Annotated in this window: 2 protein-coding genes and 1 pseudogene; all 3 read right to left on the bottom strand. The window is 68.8% G+C overall.

Going from position 1 to position 3,944, the window contains the following annotated elements:
• Positions 1-343 (bottom strand): annotated as a pseudogene (locus MRY84_RS18135) (RND transporter); the annotation flags it as partial.
• Positions 340-1,080 carry a CerR family C-terminal domain-containing protein gene (locus tag MRY84_RS18130; protein ID WP_291507096.1) on the bottom strand — a complete coding sequence of 247 codons (741 nt, stop codon included), beginning with the start codon at positions 1,078-1,080 and terminating at the stop codon, positions 340-342. The pseudogene MRY84_RS18135 and the gene MRY84_RS18130, both read right to left, overlap by 4 nt.
• A 121-nt stretch (positions 1,081-1,201) precedes the next feature.
• A partial coding sequence (glnE, locus tag MRY84_RS18125; protein ID WP_291507095.1) for a bifunctional [glutamate--ammonia ligase]-adenylyl-L-tyrosine phosphorylase/[glutamate--ammonia-ligase] adenylyltransferase occupies positions 1,202-3,944 on the bottom strand: 2,743 nt, incomplete at its 5' end.

Genomic DNA, 3,944 nt, shown 5'->3' with positions numbered 1-3,944 from the left:
CGTTGAAGCCCCGGCTGGCGCTGGCCTGGCCGTCAAGGGAGGGCAGCAGCGCGGCGCGGCTGGTCACCTGCGTGGCCCGTGCCTGCGCAATGCGGGACTGGGCCTGCGCGATGCCCGGGCTGATGGCTTGCGCCGCGTCGATCAATTCCACGAGCAGCGGGTCGCCCAGCTGTGTCCACCACCCGGCCAGGTCGGCCAGCGACCCCTGGTGGGGCAAGGGTGCCTGCCATGCCAGGGGCGGCGGGGCGGGCACCTGGGCGGGCGGCGCCGTGACAGCGCAGGCACCCAGCGCCATGGGCAGGCAGGCGGCCCAGAAGAGTCGCGTCTTGCTCATCAAAGTCATGCGTTGGCTTCCTTCTTGTGCGAAGTCCTCGAAGTCCGAGGCGTGGTGGGGCGCGCGGGCTGTTGTGCGGCCCGCCGCCGGGAGATCTCGCCCTGCACCATGCAGAGGGCATAGCCGGTGAGCCGGTCCACCCACAGGTCCACCGCCTGCGAGCCGGCCAACTGCGGCGCGATGGCCTGCAGCGGATCGCGCTGGGTCCACATCTGCATCACCAGCCCGGCCAGCGAGAACGCGAGCCTGTGCAGATCGTCGTCCGCCTCTGCAACGCCCATGTGACGGCCCAGCACCTGCACCAGGGCCAGGTGGGGCGCACGGCACTCGCGCTCGATCAGCTCGGGCCATACGTGGGTCGGGTCCAGCAGTTCGCGCACGTGCAGCCGCAGCGACTGGGTGACCAGGTCGTCGTGCTTGAGTGGCTCCAGTAACCCGCCGAAATACGCGGCCAGCGCCTGGTGCAGGGTCAGGGCCGGATCGGCAAATACCGGGATGAGGTCGCTGCCGCTGCCAAAGGGCTCGTAGAACGTGGCGGTGTAAAGCCGCGCCTTGTCGCCAAAGTGGTAGGCGATCGCCGCAACGTTCGTGCCCGCGGCTTCAGCGATGGCGCGCACCGAGGTCTGCGCAAAGCCACGTTCGGAAAACAGCTGCAAGGCCGCATGCAGCAGGCGCACGCGCGTGTCTTCGCCGTCACTGCGGGCGGTGCGCTGGGCTGCGGGGATCAAGGGGGCGCCAAAACTCATGGCCCCGGATTAGACCATCAGAATTCAAACAGCCGTTTGAATTGGCGAATGTTTTCGGGGCCACCGTCCCGGCAAAGTGCAACCGTTTGTCACGCCGCCGCGCTTCGCGACACCGCAATCCTCAGTTCAGGCGCAACGGAGCGATGCCCATGCCTTTGCCGAAAACGGCGACCCACAAGGCCAGGATCGCGGCACGCTCGGCTTGCACCGTGGCGGGTGGCACCTGCGTGGGCGCTTCGTCCAGCCGTGCCATGTGCTGCACGCGCCGCAGTTCGCGGTAGGCATGCGCCGCCGCCGTGCCCACGCCAGCGGGCAGCAGGCCCACCTGCTCGGCGCGCTGCAACAAGGCAATGTTGCCCACGTTGCCGCGCAATTCGGGGTGCGCGGCGGACTGCGACAGCACCAGATACTGCACGGCAAACTCGGCGTCCACCATGCCGCCGGGGCTGTGTTTCACGTCGAACTGCCCTTCCTGCACCGGGTGGGCCGCGCGCACGCGCTCCCGCATGAGCACGATCTCCTCGCGCAAGGCCATGGGGTCGCGCTCCGACGTAATGACCGCCTCGCGCACGGCGTCAAACCGCGCCTGCAGGGCCTCACTGCCCATCACGAAACGTGCCCGCGTCATGGCCTGGTGTTCCCAGGTCCACGCGGTGTTGCTGCCGCGGCGCTGCTGGTAGTTGGCGTAGGCCTCGAAGCTGGTGACCAGGAGGCCCGAGTTGCCGTTGGGGCGCAGCGCGGTGTCGATCTCGTACAGGTCGCCCTCGCCCGTCTTCACGGTGAGCCAGTTGATGAGCTTGCGCACAAAGGCCGCGTAGACCTCGGGCGCTCGGTCGTCGTCGTCGTCGAACACGAAGACGATGTCCAGGTCGCTGCCGTAGCCCAGCTCCTTGCCGCCCAGCTTGCCGTAGCCAATGATGGCGAACTGGGGCTCGTCGCGGTGGCGGTTCTTGAGGCGGCTCCAGCACCACTGGCTGGTGACGCGCAGCACGCTGTCGGCCAGGGCCGAGAGGTCGTCGGCCACCTGCTCGACAGTGATGCGCCGCTCCACGTCGCGTGCCAAAGTGCGGAAGGTTTCGGCATGCTGGGCGCGGCGCAGCAGGTTGAGCAGCGTTTCGTCGTCGTCCTCGCCTGTGGATTGCAGCGATGCCAACCGCACGGCCAGTTCCCGTTCGAAGTCCGCCACTACAAAGCGCTCGGCCAGCAGCGAATCGCCCACCAGCTCATCGATGACGCCCGGGTGTTGCAGCAGGTAGCGGGCGGGCCACTTGGCCGCGCCCAGCAGGTGCAGCAACTGTTCGTGCACGGAGGGGCGTTCCAGCAGCAGTGCCAGGTAGCTTTCGCGGCGCAGCAGCGGCTCCAGCCAGTTGGCCAGCCGCAGGGTGGCCTCCTGGGTTACGCGGCCCTCTTTGAGCCACTGCGCGGTGCGCTGCACCAAGCGGAACAGGCGGGCACGCGCCTCATCGCGCAGCCCCGCCACCCGGGGGTGTTCGCGCCACTCGCCCACCCGCTCGCGAAAGCCTGGCGGCAGCTGCTCCAGCAGTGCGTCGAACTCTGGCGGGGGTGGTGCGGCCGCGCGGGGGCCGCCGCAACCTCCGCCGTTGCATTGCTTCTTGCCGGCCCCGCCCAGCAGGGTGTCGAATTCCTGCGCCACCAGTTCGCGATGCGCGTCCAGTTCATGCAGGAACGCGCAGCAGTCGGGTGAGCCCATGGTGTAGGCGATCCACGCAAGGTCGTCGTCGCGGGTCGGCAGTACATGGGTCTGCTGGTCGTCCAGGTACTGGATGCGGTGCTCCACACGGCGAAGGAAGACATACGCCCGTGCCAGCGCCTCGGCTGTTTCCTGCGGCATGAGCCCGGCGTGCGCCAGGCGCGGCAGCGCATCCAGCGTGGGCCGGCAGCGCAACTCGGGAAACTGGCCGCCGCGCACCACCTGCAGCAGCTGCACCGTGAACTCGATCTCGCGGATACCGCCGCGCGAGAGCTTCACATCGTTGGCGCGCTCGGGGTGGCCCGCACTGCGGCGGGCGGCATGGTCGCGGATCTGGCGATGCAGCGAACGCAGCGCATCGAAGACGCTGTAGTCCAGATAGCGGCGAAAGACAAAGGGCAGCACGACCCCGCGCAGTGCCTGGACTTCGGAGCTCCTGATGCACGCGCGCGGCGCGACGACGCGGCTCTTGAGCCAGGCAAAGCGCTCCCACTCGCGCCCATGCAGCTGAAGGTATTCCTCCAGCGCCGCCAGGGACACTGCCGCCGGCCCTGAATTGCCGTTGGGCCGCAGGGCCAGGTCCACGCGGAAGACAAACCCATGCTCCGTGGTGTCGCCCACCAGGCTGTAAATGGCCTTGACGGCCCGGGCGAAATACTCGTGGTTGGAGATGCGGCCCCGGCCTTCGGGCGTGCCGGCGGTCTCGCCATCGTGCTCGTACACGTAGATCAGGTCGATGTCGCTGGAGACATTGAGTTCGCGGGCCCCGAGCTTGCCCATGCCGATGATCCACAGCTGCACGGGCTGGCCATCCGGCCCGCGCGGTGCGCCGTGCCGCTCGTCCAGCTCTTGCCGGGCCTGCTGGCAGGCTTTGTCGAGCGCGAGCTCGGCCAGCTCGGTCACCGCCCGGGTGATGTCGGGCAACGGGGCTGCGGCATCGCAGTCCAGCTGGATCAGCCGCTCCATCACCAGCTGGCGCACCACCCGCAAGGCCGTGCCGGTATCACAACCGCGTTCTCGCAGCGCCTCGTAGGCCTGCTCCATCGTGGCCAGCACCGGAGGGCCGGGGGGCAGCAGGCCAAGGTCGTTGCCATACCGGCGGTGCAGGCGCTGGTAGAAGCGCGAATGCTCGGCGAGTGGGCCCTCGGGCCGG

The sequence above is a fragment of the Acidovorax sp. genome, from assembly GCF_022763525.1.
Taxonomy (GTDB): domain Bacteria; phylum Pseudomonadota; class Gammaproteobacteria; order Burkholderiales; family Burkholderiaceae_C; genus Acidovorax.
Note: the sequence above shows the minus strand (reverse complement) of the source record. Positions and strands in the feature narration are given on the sequence as shown.